The organism is Nitrospirota bacterium (assembly GCA_023229435.1).
Taxonomy (GTDB): Bacteria; Nitrospirota; UBA9217; order UBA9217; family UBA9217; genus JALNZF01.
In genome coordinates this window covers 76323-94165 of record JALNZF010000001.1, presented here as the reverse complement: position 1 = coordinate 94165, position 17843 = coordinate 76323, and the positions used below count along the sequence as shown (strand labels likewise).

Annotated in this window: 16 protein-coding genes; all 16 read right to left on the bottom strand. The window is 54.8% G+C overall.

What is annotated here, in order from left to right; genetic code table 11:
* Nucleotides 1-58 precede the first annotated feature (58 nt).
* Nucleotides 59-751, bottom strand: a complete 693-nt coding sequence (locus M0R70_00425) for a SurA N-terminal domain-containing protein (protein ID MCK9417826.1) — start codon at nt 749-751, stop codon at nt 59-61.
* Between the two features lie 179 nt (nt 752-930).
* Entirely contained in the window at nt 931-2361 is a 1431-nt protein-coding gene (gatB, locus tag M0R70_00420; GenBank protein ID MCK9417825.1) for an Asp-tRNA(Asn)/Glu-tRNA(Gln) amidotransferase subunit GatB, read from the bottom strand.
* Between the two features lie 54 nt (nt 2362-2415).
* Nucleotides 2416-3876: an Asp-tRNA(Asn)/Glu-tRNA(Gln) amidotransferase subunit GatA gene (gatA, locus tag M0R70_00415; GenBank protein MCK9417824.1), complete on the bottom strand. Its 1461-nt coding sequence runs from the start codon at nt 3874-3876 to the stop codon at nt 2416-2418.
* 2 nt (nt 3877-3878) lie between these two features.
* Entirely contained in the window at nt 3879-4256 is a 378-nt protein-coding gene (locus M0R70_00410; protein ID MCK9417823.1) for an aspartate 1-decarboxylase, read from the bottom strand.
* A gap of 80 nt (nt 4257-4336) precedes the next feature.
* Nucleotides 4337-4624: an Asp-tRNA(Asn)/Glu-tRNA(Gln) amidotransferase subunit GatC gene (gatC, locus tag M0R70_00405; protein ID MCK9417822.1), complete on the bottom strand. Its 288-nt coding sequence runs from the start codon at nt 4622-4624 to the stop codon at nt 4337-4339.
* Nucleotides 4625-4754: 130 nt separating this feature from the next.
* Nucleotides 4755-7001 (bottom strand): UvrD-helicase domain-containing protein, encoded by a 2247-nt coding sequence (locus tag M0R70_00400; GenBank protein MCK9417821.1) that lies wholly within the window; start codon nt 6999-7001, stop codon nt 4755-4757.
* 100 nt (nt 7002-7101) lie between these two features.
* Complete coding sequence (glmS, locus tag M0R70_00395) at nt 7102-8931, bottom strand: glutamine--fructose-6-phosphate transaminase (isomerizing) (protein ID MCK9417820.1); 1830 nt, start codon at nt 8929-8931, stop codon at nt 7102-7104.
* A 293-nt stretch (nt 8932-9224) separates the two neighbouring features.
* Nucleotides 9225-10616: a bifunctional UDP-N-acetylglucosamine diphosphorylase/glucosamine-1-phosphate N-acetyltransferase GlmU gene (glmU, locus tag M0R70_00390; protein ID MCK9417819.1), complete on the bottom strand. Its 1392-nt coding sequence runs from the start codon at nt 10614-10616 to the stop codon at nt 9225-9227.
* Complete coding sequence (locus tag M0R70_00385) at nt 10613-11248, bottom strand: DUF502 domain-containing protein (GenBank protein ID MCK9417818.1); 636 nt, start codon at nt 11246-11248, stop codon at nt 10613-10615. The genes glmU and M0R70_00385 overlap by 4 nt, the downstream gene beginning before the upstream one ends.
* 236 nt (nt 11249-11484) lie before the next feature.
* The gene (locus M0R70_00380) at nt 11485-11970 is read right to left on the bottom strand and encodes a prepilin-type N-terminal cleavage/methylation domain-containing protein (protein MCK9417817.1); all 486 of its coding nucleotides are present in this window, start codon (nt 11968-11970) and stop codon (nt 11485-11487) included.
* A gap of 16 nt (nt 11971-11986) precedes the next feature.
* A complete protein-coding gene (locus M0R70_00375) occupies nt 11987-12475 on the bottom strand; it encodes a type II secretion system GspH family protein (protein MCK9417816.1) in 489 nt (162 codons plus the stop codon).
* An 80-nt stretch (nt 12476-12555) separates the two neighbouring features.
* Nucleotides 12556-14919, bottom strand: a complete 2364-nt coding sequence (locus tag M0R70_00370) for a cohesin domain-containing protein (GenBank protein MCK9417815.1) — start codon at nt 14917-14919, stop codon at nt 12556-12558.
* A 218-nt stretch (nt 14920-15137) separates the two neighbouring features.
* Nucleotides 15138-15860, bottom strand: coding sequence for a hypothetical protein (locus M0R70_00365; GenBank protein ID MCK9417814.1), 723 nt, complete (start codon nt 15858-15860; stop codon nt 15138-15140).
* A gap of 9 nt (nt 15861-15869) precedes the next feature.
* On the bottom strand, nt 15870-16415 hold the full coding sequence (locus M0R70_00360) for a type 4a pilus biogenesis protein PilO (GenBank protein ID MCK9417813.1): 546 nt from the start codon (nt 16413-16415) through the stop codon (nt 15870-15872).
* On the bottom strand, nt 16357-16902 hold the full coding sequence (locus M0R70_00355) for a PilN domain-containing protein (GenBank protein ID MCK9417812.1): 546 nt from the start codon (nt 16900-16902) through the stop codon (nt 16357-16359). Before M0R70_00355 ends, M0R70_00360 begins: the two co-directional genes overlap by 59 nt.
* Complete coding sequence (locus M0R70_00350; GenBank protein MCK9417811.1) at nt 16899-17825, bottom strand: hypothetical protein; 927 nt, start codon at nt 17823-17825, stop codon at nt 16899-16901. The genes M0R70_00355 and M0R70_00350 overlap by 4 nt, the downstream gene beginning before the upstream one ends.
* Nucleotides 17826-17843: the final 18 nt, after the last annotated feature.

The window sequence follows — 17843 nt, the reverse complement described above, 5'->3', positions numbered from 1 at the left end:
AAGAAGGCTTGATAACCCTCCACCCATCCAACCCTCCGATCCCCTCAAATGCATCCCGTTACATTGACAGTGCCTTGTCGTCGATCTTGATCTCCGTCCTGCTCTGGATTCCGCTGAGATACGCACTCATGGCGTCTCTTTGCTTTTCCGCGAGGACCGTCATTTTGAACGTTTCTCTGTTCTTCTCGAACTCACCGGGCTTTGCATTGGGATTCTTTATCCGGTAGGAAGCCGCCAGTTCGGCATCAGTTACCACGACACTGTCTCTCACAATCTGCTCCAGCTTCTGCCTGAGCAAAAACTCCCGCTGGCTGGCCTCAAATGCCGCCGGTTTCATATTGATCTGATCCAGGATGCGCTCATAGGTTACTTTGTCGAACTTGCCGTCCCTGGCAAAAGAAGGCGTTTTCAAGATCACGGCCTGAAGCTCTTCATCGCTGATGCGCAGGCCAATACGTTCAGCCTCCTGAACAAGCAGTTTTCCCACGACCAGTTCCTGCAAGGCTTGTGATTTCAGGGTTTTGGCAAAGGACTCGTTGAACTGGTCCTTAAGCAGCTGCTTATAATTATCGTACATGGTCCGATATACCCTGTTGTACTCATCGGCAGTAATCACGTCCCCGCCGACCTTTGCCACCGACCTGCCGCCGATATCGGACGGATAGATCCCGAAGAACAGAAAAGTCACGGTGATCAGTACCACGATGGCCCACATTATCCAGCTCATGTGTTTGTGAATTGATTGAAGCATTTCAAGTCCCCCTGTAGTATATTTATTTTGAACCTTATCCTTGATAATTACATAGAAAGTCCTGTCTCACACAAAGCCACGAAGTCACAAAGAGAATAAAACTTCGTTATTCATGGGATTTTCTTCGTGATCTCCGTGCCTCCGTGTGAAAATTTGCTTTTTTTCGAGATCATCCTTCTTTATTCGCTTAGTTTCTTCTTCAGCAACTGGTTCACCATATCCGGATTTGCCTTGCCCTTGCTCGCCTTCATCACCTGCCCGACGAAAAAGGTGAACAGCTTCTCCTTGCCCGCCTTGTAGTCCGCGTGCTGTCCAGGGTTCGCCTTGATCACCGCGTCGATGATCGTTTCGAGAGCGCCGGAGTCCGATACCTGCACCAGCCCCTGCTCTTTGACAATGACTTCCGCGTCCTTGCCGCTCGTATACATCGCCTCAAACACGGTCTTGGCGATCTTGATGCTGATCACACCGGCCTCGATCATCTTGATCATGCCCGCCAGCCGGCCGGGTTGAATGGGGCTGTCCTCGACCTCCTTGTTGTCTGCATTCAACAGCCGCATCAGCTCTCCCATCATCCAGTTCGAGACCGTCTTGGGCTGTCCCGTAAGCTTCACCGCTTCTTCGTAATACGATGCGAGGGCCCGGCTCTGGGTCAGCATGTCGGCGTCGTATTCCGGCAAACCGTATTCCTTCGCGAACCGTTCGCGTTTCGCGTCCGGCAGTTCCGGAATACTCCTTCTGAGCTCTTCGACCGTGTCCCGCGAAACCACCACGGGAACGAGGTCCGGCTCGGGGAAATAACGGTAATCATGCGCCTCTTCCTTGCTCCGCATCGAGAAGGTGACGCCTTTGTTCGAGTCAAAGAGCCGGGTCTCCTGCACCACCCGACCGCCTTCGTCGAGGATCTGCGCCTGGCGCTTGATCTCGTACTCGATCGCTTTCTGCACGAACTTGAAGGAGTTTACGTTCTTAATCTCCGCACGGGTGCCGAATTCCTTTGCACCGACCGGCCGGATCGAGACGTTGGCATCGCACCGGAAGTTCCCCTTTTCCATATCAGCGTCCGAGACCTCGATGTAGCGCAGGATCGCGCGGAGCTTCTGCAGATACTCGGAAGCTTCCTCCGGCGTCCGGATGTCCGGTTCGGACACGATCTCCATCAGCGGCGTGCCCGCGCGGTTCAGGTCCACCAGACTCGCCCCGCTCTCGGCCTGATGAAGGTTCTTTCCCGCATCCTCCTCGAGATGGATGCGCGTAAGCCCGATGCGCTTGACAGCGCCGTCAACAACGATCTCAACGTACCCGTGCTCACAGATCGGCAGTTCGTACTGCGATATCTGGTAGCCCTTCGGGAGGTCGGGATAGAAGTAGTTCTTGCGCGCGAACCGGCTGAACGCGCTGATGGTGCTGTGCGTGGCAAGACCCGTCTTGACCGCGTACTCCACGGCCTTCCTGTTCAATACCGGCAGCACGCCGGGCATGCCGATGCAGACCGGACAGGTCCTGGTGTTCGCGTCCTCGCCGAATTTTGTCTCGCATCCGCAGAATATTTTCGTATTGGTCTGGAGCTGTGCATGCACTTCCAGACCGATGACCGCCTCATATTGCATGGATCTCTCCCTCGCCGTTGCTGTTACTCCGAACTCTGAACTCCGTACTCCGAACTAAAGCGCAGCGCGCTTCTTATGCCAATCCGTCGCTTGTTCATACGCGAATGACGCATGCAGCACGGATTCTTCATCAAAATGCCTCCCGAGCAGTTGGAGCCCGATGGGAAGATCGTTCTTCGTGAACCCGCAGGGTATCGAGATCCCCGGGATGCCGGCCAGGTTCACGCTGATCGTGAAGATGTCCGACAAATACATCTGGAGCGGATCGGCCGATTTTTCACCGATCTTGAACGCCGCGGTCGGCGCTGTGGGCGTGGCAATGATGTCCACGGACTTGAACGCCTCATCGAAATCGCGTTTGATGAGCGTCCGCACCTGCTGGCCTTTTTTATAGTAGGCGTCGTAATAGCCCGCTGAAAGCGCGTAGGTGCCCAGCATGATCCTGCGCTTGACCTCCGGTCCGAATCCCTGACTGCGCGACTTCATGTACATATCGAGGAGGTCCTTTGCGCCTTCAGCGCGGACCCCGTACTTCACACCGTCGTAGCGCGCGAGGTTTGAGCTTGCCTCTGATGTTGCAAGGATATAATAGGTCGCCACGGCATACGCAGTGTGCGGAAGCGTGACTTCCCTGACCGTCGCGCCGAGTCCCTCCAATGTCTTGACCGCATCCCGGACTGCCTTGTCCACATCAGGGTCCATGCCCTCGATGAAATATTCCCTGGGGATGCCGATCTTCATGCCCTTGACTTCCTTTTTGAGCGCGGAGGTAAAATCCGGCACCGCGATGTTCGCGGAGGTGGAATCCCGGGGATCATGGCCGGCGATGACGTTCATGAGGATCGCCGCATCCGTCACGTCCTTGGTGATCGGGCCGATCTGGTCGAGCGATGACGCAAATGCCACGAGGCCGTACCGGGAGACCCTCCCGTAGGTCGGTTTGAGCCCGACGACACCACAGCACGCGGCCGGCTGACGGATGGAGCCCCCCGTGTCCGAACCGAGCGCCGCTATACACTCGCCCGCCGCCACGGCGGCGGCTGATCCGCCGCTCGAGCCGCCGGGAATCCGTTCGAGGTCCCAGGGATTCCGGGTAATGAAGAATCCCGAGTTCTCGGTCGAAGACCCCATCGCGAATTCATCCATGTTCGGCTTGCCGCAGATCACGGAACCGGCCTGCTTCAGCTTGCGGACCACCGTCGCGTCGTAGGGTGGTATGAAGTTGGCAAGAATTTTCGAAGCGCACGTGGTCCTGATGCCCTCGGTGCACATGTTGTCTTTGATCGCCAGGGGAATTCCGAGAAGCGTTGCGGCATTGCCTGTCTTTCTTCGCTTATCTGCCTCAGCGGCCTCTGCCAGCGCCTGATCGCGTCCGGTCACCGTGATGTACGCTTTGACCTTGTCGTCAACGGACTGTATCCTGCCCAGCACGGACTCGGTAACGGCCCTGGCAGTGGTCTCGTTCTTCTTCAGCATGTCCTGCAGTTTGTGAATAGTGAGATCGTATAACTCCATGCCTACTCCTTGACCTTAATGGTGTGGCCGACGGAAACAATGCTGTTCCGTCCATCCACCGACACAATATTCGGTTTGAAGGCCTTGAGCTCCTGCTCATTGTAATATTCGTAGCAGAAGACGATGATCTTGTCTCCTTTCGCGCCCTTCCGTGCCGTGGGCCCGTTCAGACACATATCTCCGGACCCGCGCTTGCCCGGGATGAGATACGTCTCGAACCGTTCTCCATTATTGAGGTTCGAAACCCGCACCTGCTCGTAGGGAAGCATATCGGCGGCCTCGAGAAGAACGGGGTCGACGGTCAGGCTGCCTTCGTACTCAAGGTTCGCGTCCGTCACGGTCGCGCGGTGTATCTTTGAACGAAGCATTAATCTGAACATGGGTCTCCTTTGAATCTGGTTCAGGGTTCAGGGTTTAGGAAAAGCATTTCACTCCGCACTCCGAACTCCGCATTCCGAACTTATTCAATAATTTTAGGCACCTTGAAATGCCCCGCGGCCTTTTCCGGGGCATTGGCCAGCGCCCTCTCCTGAGTCAAGCTCTCTCCCGCTACATCGTCGCGCATGACATTGTTGATATCAAGGACATGGGACGTGGGTTCAACACCCGTGGTATCAAGCTCGTTCAGTTTCTCGACATAGGTAAGGATATTCGAAAGCTGATCAGTGAGTTTCTCTTTTTCCTGCTCCGATAGCTCCAGCCGGGCAAGCTTCGCCACGTGTTCAACTTCCTGTTTCGTGATCTTCATAAATGACTCCTAAAAGAATTCACCACTAAGGCACCAAGACACCAAGAAGTTCTTCGTATGAATGTCCGATGACATTTACCTGACGCATTCTCGCCGTTCTTTGTGCCTTCGTGTCTTTGTGGTGAAAGACTTATACTACTTCCAAGTTCGCGAACTTCACCGACAGTGTCTTTACTCCATACCCGGGAAAGCTTACGCTGATCTTCCGTTCGTCGTCCAATCCCTCGGAACGCTGTACCGTACCGAGCCCGAACTTGGCATGTCGCACCACCGCGCCTTTGTAATAAGGGTCCGCGAACCCCGCTTTCTTTGGCGGCGATGACACAATGTGCAGCTCCCTGCTCTCCTTGCCGGCCGTACCGGAAGAATCAAAACTCCATGGAGTACGCTGACGTATCGCAGAGGGTATTGACCGCTCCGTCCCAACGAACTCAATCGCCTCTTCCGGGATCTCCCGGACAAAGCGCGAAACGAGATTGGCCTGCGGATAACCGTAAAGTCTGCGCTCCACAGCATGGGTAAGGACCAGACGCTCCTTGGCCCGGGTGATGCCTACATAGCACAACCGGCGCTCTTCTTCAAGCTCTTCGTCGCTCTCGGCTGATCGGGAATGAGGGAACAACCCCTCTTCCATGCCGGCCATGAACACCAGCGCGAACTCAAGGCCCTTTGCATTATGCAGGGTCATCAGCGTCACGGTATCCGTGTTTTCGCGCTTTCCATCAGACGCGATTTGCTGTTCCGCATCGGTGATAAGCGCAACCTGATCCAAAAAAGCGGGTAACGATGCATCGCGGTTCTGTTCCTGAAAGTCCTCGGTCGCGGTCATGAGCTCATTCAGGTTCTCGAGCCTGATACGGGACTCAATGGTCTTCTCCTGATCGAGCGCCGCGCCATATCCTGCTTCGAGGATTATTCTCCGGACCAGCTCCGTGATCGTCAACGTTCCGAGATCATCGCGCATCCGGTCCATCATGCCGATGAACTCCCGGAGCTTTTTCTTCGCCGCCGGTGTGATATCGGTTGCCTCCGCATCCCGGGCAGTCTGATACAGCGACACCCCGGTTGCTGCTGCCGCGCGCTCCAGTTTGTCCACCGTGGTATCGCCGATACCTCGCGCGGGGACATTGATGATCCTTCGCAGGCTGACGATGTCCGCGGGGTTCTGCAGCACCCGCAGATAACCGATGATGTCCTTGATCTCTTTGCGGTCATAGAACCGCAGGCCGCCGAAGATACGGTACGGCGTCCCCCAGTTGCGCAACGCATCTTCGAGAGCGCGCGACTGGGCATTCGTGCGATAGAGCACCGCGATCTGGCGCAGGCTCCTGCCTTCGTCTACCTCCCGCTGAATGGTCCGGCAGATGAAACGGGCCTCGTCCTTCTCGTCAATTGCCTTGTAGCAGAGGATCTTATCGCCGCCCGGCTTCCTGGTCCAGAGCTCCTTCGGTTTTCTACCGAGGTTTCGCGCGACCACCGCGCCTGCCGCGCCAAGAATGTTCTGGGTGGAGCGGTAATTCTGTTCGAGTTTGATGACCTTCGCGGCGGTATAATCCTTTTCGAAATTCAGGATATTCGCGATATCGGCGCCGCGGAACTTGTAGATGCTCTGGTCGTCGTCCCCCACCACGCAGAGGTTCTTTCGTTGCATGGTCAGAAGACGTACGAACCGGTACTGGGCGTGGTTCGTATCCTGATACTCATCTATCAGAATATGGTGAAACAGTCCTTGATAGTAGCCGAGCACGTCCTGATGCTGTTCGAAAAGTTTCACGGTAAGCATGAGCAGGTCGTCGAAATCAAGCCCGTCTGATTCCCTGAGCTTTTCCTGATACAGGGAGTAGGTCCGGGAAACGGCTTCCTCAAAACCGAAATGAGCGCTCGTCTTCCCGAACTTCTCGGCATCCGTAAGATTGTTCTTGAGAGCGCTGATGCGGGCCCCGATCGCCCGGGGCTGATACTGTTCCGTATCGATCCGCAGGTCCGACATGCAGGCCTTGATAAGCGAAGAACGGTCGGTCTCATCGTAGATTACGAATGACCGCTTGTATCCGAGCCTGTCGATGTGCTGACGCAGGATCCTGACACAGGATGAGTGGAACGTGCTTATCCAGAGTCCGCCGTACCCGATTCCGCGCCCGAGCGGCATGTCGATCATCCGCTCAAGCCGCTCCCGCATTTCGTTTGCGGCCTTGTTCGTGAACGTAACCGCAAGGATATTTCCCGGATCAACTCCCCGCTCCCGGATCAGATGCGCGATCCGGCACGTGATCACCCGCGTCTTTCCACTCCCCGCGCCGGCGAGGATCAGCAGCGGCCCATCGCCATACAGCACCGCCTCGAGCTGGGGAGGGTTAAGGTCATTTAGATAATTCATATAGTTTAGTGTGGAATGCGAAGTGCGGAATGCGGAATGCTAAATGATAAAACATAAATCAAAACACTCCGCACTCGCCACTCCGCATTCCGCACTCGCCTCACTCCACCGTTACGCTCTTTGCCAGGTTCCTTGGCTGGTCCACATCAGCGCCACGCAGCACCGCGATATGATATGCCAGCAGTTGAAGCGGTATGGACAGAAGGATCGGCATGAGCAGCTGGTTGGTCGCCGGCACCGTTATAGAATGGTTGATCTTTTTAATGATCTCCCTGTCTCCCTCGGTGATGATCCCGATCACGATACCGCCCCTGGCTTTCACCTCTTCAATGTTCGATAGGATCTTTTCGTATACGGCATTCCTGCCCGCGAGTACTACAACGGGCAGATTTTCGTCGATAAGCGCTATCGGCCCGTGCTTCATTTCTCCCGCGGGATATCCTTCCGCGTGGATGTATGATATTTCCTTCAGCTTGAGCGCGCCCTCGAGCGCCACGGGAAAGTTGGGCCCCCGTCCGAGATAGAGAAAGTCGCTGGATTTAAAGTAGTGTTTTGCGATCTCCTCAATCGCGGCATCCTCTTCAAGACATCGTTCCACCAGTGAGGGAATGTGCACCAGATCGGTGAGCCGCTGTTTTATCTCATCAGCCGACAGTTTTCCGCGCAGCGAGGCAAAAAAGAGCCCGAAGAGATAGAGCGCCGCGAGCTGGGCGGTAAAGGCCTTGGTCGATGCCACTCCGATCTCGGGACCCGCATGGGTATAGACCACTCCGTCCGCTTCGCGGCTCGCCGTGGAGCCCACGACATTACAGATCGTGATGACGGTGGCGCCGCGCTTCTTTGCCTCGCGCATTGCCGCGAGCGTGTCGGCGGTTTCTCCGGACTGGGTGATGGCGATGAACAGATCATCCGTACCCACCAGCGGGTTGCGGTAACGGAACTCGGATGCTATATCGACCTCGGTCGGGATGAAAGCGAGCTCCTCGAACATATACTTGCCCGCCAGCCCGGCATGCCACGATGTACCGCAGGCGACGATGAATATTTTTTTTATCTTGAGAAGCCGCTCGTGCGCGAGGCCGATTTCTTCGAGATGAATGGTCCCCGTGTCCTGCGAAAATCTACCCCGGATGGTATCCATGATGGCGCGCGGCTGTTCGTAGATCTCCTTCAGCATGAAGTGGCGGTAACCACCCTTCTCGGCCATGACCGGGTTCCACATTACGCGGGTGATCTCCCGATGGACCTCCGCGCCTTTGAGATCGGTGATCTTCACTCCTTCATTGGACAGGATCGCCATCTCATCGTCGTTCAGGAACAGCACGTCCCGGGTCCGGTGCAGGATCGCGGGGATATCGGACGCGAGAAAGAATTCTCCCTGGCCCAGACCGATCACGAGGGGGCTGCCTTTGCGCGCGCCGACCACGATATCGGGATTTCGCTCATCGATTACCGCGATCGCGTAGGCTCCTTCCAGATGCCGGGCCGCCTCGCGCACCGCTTCTTCCAGGGACAGGCCCTTTTGTACGATGCTGTCGATCAGATGGGCTATCACTTCAGTGTCCGTTTCGGACTTGAAAACACGCCCCTGCGCCGCAAGCTCCTGTTTGAGCGCCAGATAGTTCTCGATTATGCCGTTGTGGACCACGACGGCGCCGCCCGCGCGGTGCGGGTGCGCATTCTCTTCGGACGGCCTTCCGTGCGTGGCCCAGCGCACATGACCGACGCCGATGGTTCCCGTAAGGGTTTCGGTCCGGAGCAGCGTCTCCAGGTTTTGCAGTTTTCCCACCGCCCTGCGAACTTCGATCTTGCCGTTCTGAAACACGGCAACGCCGGAGGAGTCATACCCCCGGTACTCAAGTTTTTTGAGCCCCTCGATCAGGATGGGAACTGCCGGTTCTTTTCCGATATACCCGATAATGCCGCACATGGGTTGCTCCGCTCCAATATGAATAAAATCCAGATTACAAATAATTTCCAAAAACCAAATCTCAATGACCATGCAGTTTGGAACATGGTATGAGGAACTAATCCGGAAATTGATGCTTGTTGTTTGGAATCTTTATTGCAACTTTTCAGGTCAAAATATCATCCGCAGATTACGCAGATTTCACAGATTAAAACAAGACTGAATGTATTTTTAAAATCTGCGTCCATCTGCGAAATCTGCGGATAAAAGTTTTTTCTGGTGTAAGACCCTTCTCTGTTCAGATAGCTGTAGAGTTACTTTTTAGTTATCTTCCCTTTCAACCTTCTTCTTCGGCTCGCAAACCCCTCCCGGCTGTCCTGAGGAACGCGGCTGATGGCAAGCGCGTCGGCCGGGACATCACGGGTGATCGTCGAGCCGGCGGCGATAAGGGCGCCGCGCCCGATCTTGACCGGCGCAATGAGCTGAGAATCGCTGCCCACGAACACGTTGTCCTCGATCACGGTGGGATGTTTGGCGTATCCGTCGTAATTGCAAATGATGACACCCGCCCCGATGTTCACCTCCCGGCCCACGGTCGTATCGCCGATATACGAGAGGTGGCTCGCCTTGCTGCCCTCGCCGATGGACGATTTTTTCACCTCAACAAAGTTCCCGATCTTGGCACGCGCTCCGATCATTGACCCGGGCCGTAAATGCGCGAAGGGCCCCACGACGGCGCCGACGGCGATTTCGCTCTCCTCGATCACCGAACAATCCTTTACCGTAACATTGTCCGCGATCATGCTGTTGACGATCCTCGATCCGGAATGGATAACACAGGCTGCTCCGATCCTGGTTCTGCCCTCTATCCTGACGTTGGGGTAAAGAACAACATCACGACCCAGACGGACATCGGTTCCAATGAAGACCGTTTCCGGGTCAAGCATGGTAACACCGTCGAGCATCCATTGGCGGTTGATCCGTCGCCGCATGATCGATTCGGCCTGGCTGAGATCGCAGCGGGAATTTACTCCCATGATCTCATGCGGATCTCCGCAAAGAAACGCTGAAACGCGATGTTTTCTCTTTTTCGCGAGTTCTATGGTGTCCGGGAGATAATACTCTTTCTGTGCATTGTTCTTTCCGAGGAGCGTCAGGGACGAAAGCAGGAACTTCCGGTCAAAGCAGTAGATCCCCGCGTTCACTTCCTGTATTTTCTTCTGCGCCGCGGTGGCGTCCTTTTCCTCAACCACGCGCATGACCCCGGTTTTTCCGCGCACCACCCTGCCGTAGCCGGAGGGATTGTCCACCTTCGCGGTGATGAACGTTACCGCTGCACGGGACGTTGTATGAAGCTCAATGACATCCTTCAGGGTTTTACTGGTGATCAGCGGCGTATCGGCGCACAGGACCAGGACCGGTCCTGCTCCCGCAGATATCGTTTCCGCCGCCTGTTGAACGGCGTGGCCGGTACCAAGCTGTTCGGCTTGAAGCACGATCTCCGGCCGATACTCACCCACCGCGTTCCGGACCTTGTCCGCCTGATAACCGAGCACGAGGACCGTCTTTTCCGGCTCGACACCCGCGGCCGCGTTCAGGACATGCTGAATGAGGGGACGACCGGCAAGTGGATGGAGCGCCTTGGCAAGTTCGGACTTCATTCGAGTGCCGAGGCCTGCGGCAAGAACTACAACAATCGGTTTCATGGATGCCGTTCCTCCGCGCCTTTCTTTTTCAGGTTGCCGGCCTGGATCTCGTTGAGAGACACGATCCCGAGAGACACAATGAACTTCATACCCTGATCAACGCTCATATCGAGCCGCTGTACTTCCGCTTCAGGCAGGATGAGGAGAAAGCCCGCCGTCGGATTCGGGGTGGTCGGGACAAAAACCGTCATGAACCTGCCGGTCATTCCCATGTCCTCACCCTGCAGTCCTCCGGTAATGAATCCCACGCTATAACACCCTTTCCGGGGATACTCAACAAGCCCAACGCCATGAAAGCTCTGTTTCATGGAAAAGGTTTCCATGATCTTTTTCATCGTGGAATAGACCCCTCGCACCAGCGGGACCCGCTGCATAAGGATATCATTATAGCGAACAACATTTTTACCGATATAGTTTGCCGAGAGAACGCCGACAAAAAGCACAAAGAGGACCAGGGTGATGATCCCGAGGCCCGGGAATTTCAGTCCTAAGAAATACCCCGGCAAATCACCGAGCAGGTTGTCGATCACACCGAGCAGGCCTGACAGTACATAGTAGGTGGCCCAGATCGGTATGATCACGAGCAGGCCGGTGATAAAATATTTTTTGAATGAATCTCTGAGTTTTTTCACGTCGTTATATTACTGATTTTACTACGATGTTGCAAGCTTTTTTTCAGAACAACGAAGAGGCATGAGCGCTGAAGGAACTGTTGAAATCGCTTGCTGAGTCTATACCGTAAGCGTGGTCCAGAACAAACGAATTCATAGAAACCGAGCAACGAGAACAGTTTTTCATTGTGGAAAAACGGGTGGAATGGAAGGAGGATGTTCTTTTCTCAACGGAGATGTCGGTACCGGGTGAAACTTCACCAGGTATTGTACGCGGTGCCGTCCAGAGCGACAAGCGGGCTGGAACTGTGTACATCGAAGACGTTGCCTTGAGAACCCGTCTCCGAACCGCCCCCCGTGCTGTCACCCGTGCTGCTGCCCGTGCCGCCCTCCGCGCCGCCCTCAGGCGCGACGATAATCCAGTCCTCGGCATTCGTGAAGGGGTCTTTGGGAATTGTACGCAGATAGCTCCTGGTCTTTTCATCTCTATTGAGCAGGTCTGTGAGCGCATCGGGATACTTGCCATTGTCGGCATAATACTGGTCAATAGCCTCTCTAATCTGGAACAGATCCTCCTTAAGTACAGCCTCCCTCGCCCGTATAATGGACTGTTTTAGGTTTGGCGCAGCAATGGAAATAAGGATCCCCATGATCGTAATCACGACCATGAGCTCTATGAGCGTGAATCCCCTCGGTCGGTCCTGACCTTTTCCCGGTTCAGTCTGTTCTCTGGCGTCTGCCATTTGTCTTCTCAATCGATCACCACGTATTGTACATCGTGCCATCAAGCGAGATCACCTCGCTCTTTGGATATACATCATACACATTTCCACCGCCCCAATCATTGGAGTCCGGCTCGTCGCCGTATGAGCGCAGCCCCCAGTTGTTCGGATTGTCCGATGATTCGAGAGCGGTCATCGGATCCCGGGGTATCCTGCGCAGATATTTTTTGGTCCTGTCCAAGGCGCCTGACAACTTCAACGGTTCCGTCAACTGCTCAAGTGACTCCGGGTAGTTGGATTGTTCCGACTTGCAGTAGCCTTCAAGCTTCGATAATATCGGGGGAATATGATCACAGTCCTTTTTAAATTCGTCGATCGCCGTGCGCAGGATCCTGAGATTTCTCCTGAGATCGAGCTCTTTTGTCCGCTGTACGGTCATACGCGCAAACGGCATTGCCGCCGAGGCGAGAATACCTATGATCGCGATGACCACGAGAAGTTCAATAAGGGTAATCCCCTTGTGCATGGTATGATATCCAGATATCATGGATCAATTTTTAAGCGCGTTTTCAGTCACTCGTTAATCCTGGCATTTGGCGCCTGCCTCTATTTCACAAGCACCTTTGCGCCTTTGAGCTCGGTCTTGATCTGCTCACGTTTGAAATTCGTAATTTTCACGCCCTTCATGGTCAGCATGCTCGCCCCCCCTGATTTGGCCTGGAACACCAGCGTGCCCAGACTCCCCGCTCCGTCCACACCGCCCACATCGCCTATGCGGGTCATGTAAATGTCAACGGTTCCTCCCTTGATATTGTTTGAGAACAGGAACGAGGTCTGCTGGTTGTCCTTCTTGAGGAGAGAGCCTTCGCTCGCCGTCTTGAATTCAATGACCTTGGGGTCATAGGTGAGCGTTACGATCGCCCCGTACAGGTCTTTCATGTTTCCCGCAAGCAAATCGAATCGGGCCTCCTGGCCGATGCTGACAGAAGCCTCCGTGGGTTTGATCTCTATAAGGGCTGCGGGCATTGCGAGAGGCTGGCCTTTTGTGGTGGATGGCGCTGACACCAGCGTGGATGTCTCACCGGACACAGGGGACGCGACCACTTCCCGTTTTGCCAGAGACTCGAGCACTTCCGATTTATCAAGCGATTTGGCAGCTGGTTTGGAACTCTTGCCGTCCGCGACGAAGAGCGGTTTCGTATTGTAGTCCAGTTCTGTTCCCGACCAGAATGCCTGGGACTCCTTGTCGGGTATTTCCATACCACGGACGATGTTCGGTGTGATGGACATGAGGATGTCTGTCTTGATCGTACCGTCGTCCGCCGAGGAGAAAAGCTTTCCCAGGATCGGAATGTCTCCGAGGATCGGGATCTTGAGCCTGCTCTTCCGTTCCTCGTCTTTGATGAGCCCTCCGATGATCACGGTCTCGCCATCCCTCAGATTGATGAGCGTTTCGGTTGTCCGGGTGCCGAACTTATACTGTATCTGTCCATTGCCGAAATTCAAGGCATCTCCGAGCGTACTGATCTCCAGCTTCAAACTAAGCGTAACCGTATTGTTGAGATGGACCGTTGGCTCGATATTGAGTTTGATGCCCACGTCCTTGTAGTCGAAGGTCGAAGTTGGCAGATACCCCGTTGTGGCGGTTGTCTGTGCGACCGAGGTCTGTATCGGTATCCTCTCACCAACATGGAATGTGGCTTTTTTATTATTCAGCACGCGCACCCGCGGATTTGCCAGCGTCTGCGCGTCGGAATCCCGCTTGATCAGGTTCACTACCACGCCGGGGAGCGTCAGAAAAATATTTTTATTCGACGCGCCCCTGAGCTCAGCCATCGAGATTCCGCCGCCGCTGGTCGTTGTGTTCGCTGAGGGTTCTGTGCTCTGTATCGCCCCGCTGACGGACAGGCCGCCCGGTGTGAAGTTCCACCCGTATTTCAGCGCATTGGTCCGGGAGATCTCAAGGATCTCAACATCAAGAATGATCTCCGCCTCCTTGAGGTCGTTCGCCGCGATCACCTTTTCCACGAGTTTCATCTTTTCAGGAGTATCGCGTACCGTGATAGCGTTCAACACTTCGTTCACATACACTTTTTTAATATCGAGCATGATTCGGAGCAGGTTGACGATCTCCTTCGACTTTGCGTTGTTGATGTAGAAGGTCCTGACCAGCAGGTCCTGATACTGGTCGGACTTTGCCTTGTTCTTGGGAATGATAATGATCGTGTCGGCGCTGACCTTCTTCATGAAAAGCTTGTTCGTCGAAAGCAGCAGGTTCATGGCATACTGGAACGACACATCCTTGACAAAAACCGTCACCGGCTGGGCCTTCACTTCTTCATCGAACAGAATGTTGATGCCCGACAGTTTAGAAAGGAACTCGAAGACGTCTTTAATGTTTGTGTTCTTGAAGTTCAGCGTTATGGGTTTGTCCGAAGCAAGTGTCAGCGCTTCATCAGGCTCCGCCTCGGTCTTCTCTTTCCGGAGCTTTTCAAGGGAATCGTGGTATTTTACGTTATCGGGATCGAGCTCCACCGCCTGACTCAGTTCATTGATGGCCTCCCCAAGCCGTGCCAACTCAACGAAGGTAAGCGATGCGCGGTAGTGCTCTTCCGCCTGTTTCAAATCGAGGACGGATCTGAGCGCGCTCTGAATAGCGACATTGGTCGGGTTCAGGTAGATGGCCTGCTGAAGCTCGGTTATCGCCTGGTCAAGCTTTCGTTCTTTCAAAAAACTGCGCGCCTTTTTGTAGTGATGATTCGCAGCCGTCTCCTCCGCCCTGAGCAGGGCCGAGCGGTATCCGATATCTTTAGGATTCCGACGGTTGGCCTCCCGATATTCCTTTACAGCCATGTCCCACTCGCCGCTCTGAGAATAACGTTCGCCGCGCTGGAACGCCTGCGAGCCCGCGCAACTCATGAGCACCGCTGTCAGAAAAACGGTCATAAGCAAAAGTACGATCCTTTTCATCATCATCCTCCTCACATCACACGGCTTTCCCTAACAGGAGAAACCGTAACCGACGCGTTATGTTTTATCAGGGAAACTCAGTGAGCAAAAATGTTTCGGGAAAACAGGAACTGAACAGTGGATGATTGACAATAAGAAAAGAACCGACGTTCCTCTTTTTTCATCCTTCATTTCCCGCATGCGCAAAGTTTTCTCCGTGACCTCAGCGCGTTCGTGATCTATTTCATCGGCATGGTGATGCTGCCGCCGGTCACCGGTTCCCATTTAAACTTCTTCTGCGTCAGCGGCGGCTTTTGGGACCCCTGCTGGGCCCCCTGTTGCGGCGATGTTTCTCCGCCCGTAAGAAACAACTTCACTTCGACGCCGGTTATAGTGTCGAGCAGGATCACGTAATTCTTGCTCGCCTCTTTAACGATGTAGCTTTTAAGCAGTTTGCTTCCTTTTTTTACGGTGAAGAGCTCTCCCTCCTTGGACAGGAAGAGCGTGCTCTCTTTGTCGGTCAGATACCCGAGCACCTGAAACTTCATCAGGTCCGCCCGAGCCGCCTGAGCAGCAGCCTCAACAGCAGCCTGGGCCGCGGCAACAGCGGCCTGGACCGCCTCGGCATCGATCTCCTCCTGCGTTTTCACATGCACCGGAGGCGTCACCTGCTTGCGAGGCTCTTTCGGTTTGGGGACCGGGTTCTCCATCCGGAAAATATCGCGGACCACCCCGGGGAATTTTTCCCTCCGCCGCTCCAGGAAGATGTTCAAAGGGTCTGCGCCTGCCTTTCCGGATAAAGGCCCCTGCCGGACCGGAGAAACGGCTCTTGCTCCGCGGGTGTACGTGAGAGGCGCGGTCTTCGGCTTCTCCCCGTTCAAATAAAAATATCCGTTGATGAGCACGAGCAGCGCAACCAGCACGACAAGAACCATCTGTTGCTGAGCCTTGATAAGCTTCATCGGATAGTGTCAGTTCCCTCTCACATACGTCATCAGTTTCATCTGCAGCTTCACCCTGCCCTTGTCTGATTCCAGCTTCACGTCCTGTATCCCGATGAGCCGGCCGGAAGTCTCCACCTCATAGATGAAGCGTTTGATATCAGGATACCTGCCCTCGACGGGAAACGAAAATGACAGCATGGCAAGTTCACCGCTCTCCCGCTGCGGGATGTCGTAATTGATCGCGGCCACGGTCAGGTTCAGCTTCTTCGCCATCTGCTCAAGCTCTTTCACGAGCAGCGGCATGTCTTTTTGCTCCGGGATCCCGGCCAGGAGCCCGGCAAAAAGCGGTTTCTGCTCCTTGAACAGCACTGCCTCGGAATGCCGCATCCTGAGTTCGACAGACGTTGGTTCCCATGTCTTCAGCTTGGCTTCAGAAGGAGCAATGCGGAAAACATACAGCAACAGGTTAACGCAGACAAGGACCGCGAATACGATCGCAACTGACCTCAGTTGCTTACCGTTTTCCCTGAGCCACAGCGCGACTTTTATCTTCCCGATAGACGGCAACCACATTGAATGAGATATTCCCCTTTTCCAGAGACTGATGTTTGAGAAACGGATCTTTGAACGAGGCGGACTTTTCCATCGCCACAACCATATTGCGCAGCGACTCAGGAGACCGCGCCATTCCGTTCAGTGTCAGTGAAGAGTCCTTGGGATTGAATTCCACGTGCTTGAGCGCAACACCCACCGGCACAACGGTCTCAACGCTCGTCAGAAGCCGTGTCCATGAAATTTTTCTCGCTTCCATGAGGCCGGACATGGCGGTCAGATCTTTTACCAGCCGCTCGCGCTCCAAAAGCGCAGGCCGCATCTGTTCGTCTGCCGCCTTAAGCTCCTGCATTTTTCGATCCATGTCGGAAACGTTCTCCCGAAGGGAAACAGCGATCAAGAGCATTCCCGCCGTTATCACGATCAAGATAATGCTCCCCGCTATCAGTCCGTAACGGATCCGCGCGATAAGCCGGTAATTCCTGCTCGCAAAGTTGATCGTGATCATAGAGAGTTCCCGGCGCCCAGCGCTGCCGTCATCTCCGGTCCGATGTTTCCATGTGACCGGGCGGCAACCGCAGTCGAAAGCACCTCAACGTTGAGCGACGTTACGGACCTGAGAGCCTCGGCCAGATCAACGGACATATCGGACTCCCCGGTGAGATAGAGGTCCCGGACCTCGGACTGCTGCAAGCGGTCCATATGGGCATAGAAATGGAGCGAATCTTCGATCTCGCGCATGATTTTGTCGCGGCTGTCCTCCGCGCTTCCCCGCTTTACATCCTTGTAACGGTAGAATCTCACCCCGCTCGGTTCCCGAATGATTGTCGCAAAGGAATCCTTGGAGAGGTGGGTCAGTGCGGAAACCGCGCTTTTATTCGTGAGATAAGAGGAATACAGGTTAAACGCGGAAAAAGACGAAGGACCCACGGCCCATGGCTCGAGCCCCAGCTCGATGAGAAGCGACTCATACTGCGCGATCACGGCCTGCTTGGCAACACAGGACAGCACGGTGAAACCCTTGCCCTGCCGTCCAAGTACCTGATACCGGAGGACCGTATCGGCCATATCAAAGGCGGCACCCTTCTCGAGTCGCCAGCGAATCAGCCGTTGCCGGTCTTCGTCCTTATCCGGAAGCTCGTCGAACTCGATCGTCTGTACGCGAAACACGCTGTCGGACAGGCTCAAGCCCGCCCGGCGAATGCCTGATGGGGCGTTGTCCAGGCCCTCCCGCAGTACGGCGCTCAACCGGGACATGTCAGGAACGTTCGGTGATGCGTACGATTCGCTCACCACTCCGTCCGGCACATCAACCGTCTTCGTGAACAAGATGGAAAGGTTCGCACCGTGACCCGATAACACTACAACTCTCACTGCCGTGGCAGTTATTTCGATCCCCAGTCGGGGTTTTCTCGCAAGTAATCGTAACATTGGTCCGTATAGTATCAA

Bases quoted from the DNA above. Each gene is read 5' to 3' on its own strand.
- M0R70_00425 (MCK9417826.1), bottom strand. From the start codon at position 751: ATGCTTCAATCAATTCACAAACACATGAGCTGGATAATGTGGGCCATC.
- gatB (MCK9417825.1), bottom strand. From the start codon at position 2,361: ATGCAATATGAGGCGGTCATCGGTCTGGAAGTGCATGCACAGCTCCAG.
- gatA (MCK9417824.1), bottom strand. From the start codon at position 3,876: ATGGAGTTATACGATCTCACTATTCACAAACTGCAGGACATGCTGAAG.
- M0R70_00410 (MCK9417823.1), bottom strand. From the start codon at position 4,256: ATGTTCAGATTAATGCTTCGTTCAAAGATACACCGCGCGACCGTGACG.
- gatC (MCK9417822.1), bottom strand. From the start codon at position 4,624: ATGAAGATCACGAAACAGGAAGTTGAACACGTGGCGAAGCTTGCCCGG.
- M0R70_00400 (MCK9417821.1), bottom strand. From the start codon at position 7,001: ATGAATTATCTAAATGACCTTAACCCTCCCCAGCTCGAGGCGGTGCTG.
- glmS (MCK9417820.1), bottom strand. From the start codon at position 8,931: ATGTGCGGCATTATCGGGTATATCGGAAAAGAACCGGCAGTTCCCATC.
- glmU (MCK9417819.1), bottom strand. From the start codon at position 10,616: ATGAAACCGATTGTTGTAGTTCTTGCCGCAGGCCTCGGCACTCGAATG.
- M0R70_00380 (MCK9417817.1), bottom strand. From the start codon at position 11,970: ATGGCAGACGCCAGAGAACAGACTGAACCGGGAAAAGGTCAGGACCGA.
- M0R70_00375 (MCK9417816.1), bottom strand. From the start codon at position 12,475: ATGCACAAGGGGATTACCCTTATTGAACTTCTCGTGGTCATCGCGATC.
- M0R70_00370 (MCK9417815.1), bottom strand. From the start codon at position 14,919: ATGAAAAGGATCGTACTTTTGCTTATGACCGTTTTTCTGACAGCGGTG.
- M0R70_00365 (MCK9417814.1), bottom strand. From the start codon at position 15,860: ATGAAGCTTATCAAGGCTCAGCAACAGATGGTTCTTGTCGTGCTGGTT.
- M0R70_00360 (MCK9417813.1), bottom strand. From the start codon at position 16,415: ATGTGGTTGCCGTCTATCGGGAAGATAAAAGTCGCGCTGTGGCTCAGG.
- M0R70_00355 (MCK9417812.1), bottom strand. From the start codon at position 16,902: ATGATCACGATCAACTTTGCGAGCAGGAATTACCGGCTTATCGCGCGG.
- M0R70_00350 (MCK9417811.1), bottom strand. From the start codon at position 17,825: ATGTTACGATTACTTGCGAGAAAACCCCGACTGGGGATCGAAATAACT.